The 5157-nt window shown below is 57.2% G+C and carries 2 protein-coding genes; both read left to right on the top strand.

Features of this window, described 5'->3' with window-relative positions; genetic code table 11:
* Window positions 1-2343, top strand: a 2343-nt coding sequence (locus tag ACOCD2_RS11880; RefSeq protein ID WP_293652914.1) for a choice-of-anchor Q domain-containing protein, incomplete at its 5' end; no start/stop codon positions are given.
* Between the two features lie 58 nt (window positions 2344-2401).
* Window positions 2402-5157, top strand: a 2756-nt coding sequence (locus tag ACOCD2_RS11875) for a choice-of-anchor Q domain-containing protein (protein WP_293648585.1), incomplete at its 3' end; no start/stop codon positions are given.

Here is a 5157-nt window from a genome sequence, read left to right as displayed (position 1 = left end):
CCATCGTTTTTGACTGGAGACGACCCGATCGGAAATGAGCACAAAGAAAAGCCGGGGTTGCGGCCCCGGCTCATGAAATCACAAGAGGAAAATCAAATGAAATCGAGAATCATTATAGCCGGAATGGCAGCGATGGCACATCCCGCAATCGCCACCACGTATCAGGTAAACAGCCTAGCGGACCACGGCCCAAATACACTGCGCGCCGCCATCGCAACGGCCGTATCTGGTGACACTATCACCTTCGCCCGGTGGCTCTACGAGAAACAGATTCACCTGTACAGCGAGATCACCATCAACAAAAACCTGACCATCAAGGGTGACCTCAACGACGACCATAAACCCGATATCACACTCGACGGCCAGCGCAAAACTCGGATTTTCAATATCACCGCGGGATCGAGATTGGCACTGGAGTCGGTGGAACTGATGCGCGGACACGCCAACGAGGGCGGCGCGATTGCCAACTGGGGCACACTCTACATCAAATACTCGCGCTTCATTCGCAACGAGAGCGTGGGTCTCGGTGGCGCGATCTTCAACAAAGGATTTCTAAACATCGAAACTACAACGGCGATGGACAACATGGCGTGGAGCCACGGGGGTGTCATCTACAACAACGGCACGCTGCGCATCCAGACGTCAACATTTGCACATAACATGGCTGACAAGACGGGGGGCGTCATCTACAACGACTACAAGACCGCCTTCATCAAAAAGAGCACGTTTTCCTACAACATGGTCAAACACCCAGGCTCCTGGCAGAACACGGACAACAAAGGGAGCGTGTTGTACAACATGATGGGAACCGTTGAGTTTCGTGACTCGACCCTGGTAGACAACGTATCATCGCCGGTGACGATGCACGAAGAGCCAACGTACAACGGGTCTAACAGCGAATTGTTCAGAACGATCCAACGGCGCAACATCCGGGCCCGGATGATGAACGGGGGCACGATTTACAACTACGGTGGTGCCGATGCAAAAGAAATCATCCTTCGGAGCACCGTCATCACCGGCTCCCAAGGTCGAAACTGTGGCGGTCTCGGCGGCTTTTCGGCAGGCGCGTCTATCTGGTCGGATGACAATACCTGTGTCCAGCAGCGGCACTACAACGATCATGGCACTGATCGTGGCAGTCCCAAGCTGGGACCCCTGGCCGATAACGGCGGCTATACCCTCACCCACATGCCGCTATCCGGCAGCGGCCTGATCAATGGCTCTCCGACGACCTGCGCCGCACATGATCAGCGCGGTGCGGCGCGTGATTCGCAGTGCGACATCGGTAGCGTTGAGGCAGACCACAGCGCCCCGTCTCGCGCGTTGCCGACACCCATCAACACCACCCCGCCAGAGGAACACAACGAAGATATCGCCGCACTCAACCGGCGCATCACAACGCTCCACATCCTCGCGACTGAGAGACAGGCGGCCGTTGTTGAGCGCGATGCCACCATCGCGGCCAAAGTGGCCGAGATCGAAACGCTCACTGCGACGATCGCCACCCTGCGCACGCAGGTGAGCCGCGCGGAAGACGCCCACCGGTCCCAGCTCAGAACACAGCTTGGCCAGGTCCAGGCACAACGCGATGCCGCCATTGCGCGCCTCAACGAACTGGAGGATCAATATCTGAATCGCATGGAGGTGCAGCTCGCAGCATCTGGGAAAATGACGCACGTGGCGATCGACGGTGAGTCGGTGCTGTACGAGCATCAGATGGCATACAAAGTGCCGTCATCGCCACGTCCTCAACAGATGAGTTATTGGGGTAAGGATTCGGTTCAGCATCATGCGGATGGCAGCAAAATATCATCTGGGCATTTCCGTGGCGAGAACGGCGTCATCTACTGGCGCGTCGTATCAACGATGCAGGCCGGCACCGATTTTCACACGAGCCGGTACGAGTTCAGCAGTGATCAGCCGTTCGGAGACGTGTCGATCAGTAGCTATACCGACGTCGATTTTGGCAGCGAGCCCTGGTCAAATGCTCTGATTGTAGGGGGAGAAAATCATCCCCGGAGACTGCTGGTAGTGGATGGCGTGCAACCCACAGTAGGCATGTCAGTCGGCGTGCGCAATCTAAAAAACGCCGAATGGTTGGGCTGGCTGGGGAGTCAGGAGGCGTATTTCGCGTACGGAGGCGACGTATTGGAGCCGGGTCGATTGACAGGTCCTCAGAGTGATTGGCAAACGTTTACCCCCGACCAGACGGAATACCCCGGCGCTGTTGGGTATGGTCCGGCCGACATGGCCGTGGCCATCGGCATCCGGCTCAAACCCACCGTAAAACTGGCAACCTTCGAAATAACAACGGTGGGTGCACCCGACGGCAACATCGACTGACAAAAAATGCCCCGGTGGCGCCGGGGCAAATGAAAACGAAAACAAATGAGGGAATCAAATGAAATCGATGATTATCGTATCACTGCTGCTGTTGATTGCACAATCGGCAGTCGCACGTACCTGGAGCGTTTTGGTTACTGAGGATAGCGGGGTGGGATCACTACGCGATGTCTACAATCGCATCGACCCCGGAGACACCGTCACGTTTGCCCCGTGGTTGCACGGCAAAACGATTGAGCTCGACGCTGAGCTGCGCATCAGCAAACGCATGACTATCGTGGGCGATATTGATGCCGATGAAAAGCCGGACATTACGATCAGCGGAAAAAATGCACACCGCATCTTTTACGTGCCCAAGGGAATCACGATGCATCTGCGCGGCGTCACGCTACGCTACGGTCGATCTTCCGGAGATGGCGGTGCCATTTACAACCTGGGCACCATCCGAATGGATAACTCCCGTCTCCAAGACAACCACGCCGGTCGCGGCGGCGCCGTTTACAACCGGGGGAAGATCATCATCGCCACAAGTGAGGCGCTGGGAAACACCGTTACGATTGACGGGGCAGTCATTTATAACGAAAAAACCATCGATTCGCTCTCGCGCGTTTACCTTACCCACTCCGGTTTTTATCACAATTCCGCGAAACACCAGGGCGGCGTGGTCTATAACAAAGGGGGCGATGTCGATTTCATCGATCTGACCCTCAGTGATAACCGGGCAGTCACCGGTCCAGGCAACGCCGCGACTGCCGAGAATCGGGGTTCCGTGCTTTACCAGCACGGCGGCCACACCGAGTTCCGCAGCGTCACGATGTCGGGCAATATTTCTAATCCATTAACTGACGTCGAGGACACCTATGACGATTCCTTCTTTGGTGGCGATGGCAACCGGACATCCGCCAAAGAGGTGCAGGATGGCAACCGAAACCGCCGCAAAAACAACGGTGGCACGATCTACAATGAAGGCGAGTGGGGGCAGGAAGAGATTCTCCTCGTCAATACAGTCATCGAAAAATCTACCGGTCGCAACTGTGGGGGACTGGCAGGCTACAACATCGGCCCCAACACCTGGTTCGATGACAACACCTGTGTGGCGCATATCAGTGACCGGTCTGATTATGAGCACCAGGGCACGGACCGGGGCGATCCGAAACTGGGACCGCTCCAGAACAACGGGGGCATCACAAAATCGCACACGCCGTATTATGACGACCCCACCCACGGCACCAGCGGCCTGATTGATCCGACCGCCCATCACATGTGCGCGGCAAAGGACCAACGTGGGGCACTCAGGATAGACCGTGCGAACGGTGTCCATGACAGATTATGTGATATCGGCTCGGTTGAATACGGGGCCATCATCCCAGTCCCGCCAGTCGCCCGGACAATCGACAAACAGACACCCGCGAGTGCTCGCCTGCATGATCTCCAAGACGAGATGGTGGCGCTGTCAAATGAGCTGCACGACACCAACCATGTGCCGACGATCCTGCGGGTAACAAACACCAACAACGCGGGCCTTGGATCGCTGCGCGCTCAGATGGGCGCCGCGAAACGCGGGGACACGATCGTTTTCGCGCCCTGGCTTTACGATAAAACCATCTGGCTCAACGAGGACATCCACGTCAGCAAAGCCATCACGATCAACGGCGATATTAATGGCGACCGGGTGCCAGACATAACGATCCGATCCACAAAAAACTCGCGCGGAGAACCCGTCGGTCGGATGCTCTACGTGGAACGGACCGGGACGCTCACCCTCAAATCCGTACATCTGACCGGAGGGATCGTCCGCTCCATGGGCGGTGCGATATTCAGCTACGGAAAAGTCATCATCGAGTACAGCCACCTCGACTATAACCGCGCTTACGACGGCTGGGGCGGTGCGATTTACAGCCTCGGCGACGTGCGGGTTACCCACAGCACTCTCGACCACAACACAGCGGATCGACAGGGCGGTGCGATTTTCACGGTGCTGTCCACGGACGGCTCATCCGATGGCGGAGGCAATCTGCGCATCGAGGGATCCACCTTCGAAGCTAATGTCTCCGTGGGCAACGGGGGTGCCGTTTATAATCATCGCGGCACGGTATATGCGATCAACAGCACCTTTGCACACAACGAGGCGCAGGTCATCGGTGGGCGATACAGCGAGGGCACTGTGCTGTACAACGAGGGTGGCAGTGTTACCCTCAAACACACCACCATGGCCAATAACCAGGGGCCGCACGCGAGCAACAGCGCGAGCAACTCGGTCCTGTACAACCAATATCCATCATCTGTGCCGTCGTATGACAATCGGGATTATAACGTCCATCTGATTAACACGATCATCGCAGGGGTCAGCAGCGACAACTGTGAGGGCGGCCATTTCAACAGTGTGAACACCTGGTCGGATGATGCCAGCTGCGGTGGCTCCGACCGTGGTGAGCCTCACATGGGGCAATTGATGGACAATGGTGGCCCTACCAAAACCATGATGCCGACGTCTGCGAGTGCTGTCGTCGATGGGGCGAGCAGCCATTGTTCCCCCGTTGATCAACGTGGTGCGCCGCGACCCTCTCTCCAATGTGATATCGGCGCCATTGAAGTCGGGGCGAGTGTGCCAGCTGCACCGGCAGCACACGACATCAACACCGTAAAACCGGATTATGTGCGGGAAGAGGATCCGAACCCGCCGGCGTTGCCGGAGCCGGACACGGTGGAAACACTGGGGGCGCGGATCGCGTCGCTCAACACTCGGATCGCGTCGCTGAACGGCCTCATTGCGACGCTGCGCGGTCAAATCGCCACATTGGCGGCCACCAATGC

Origin of the sequence: Thiolapillus sp., from assembly GCF_048562965.1 — a bacterium.
GTDB classification, from domain to species: Bacteria; Pseudomonadota; Gammaproteobacteria; order Chromatiales; family Chromatiaceae; genus Thiolapillus; species Thiolapillus brandeum_A.
This window is presented reverse-complemented; position numbering and strand designations above follow the sequence as displayed.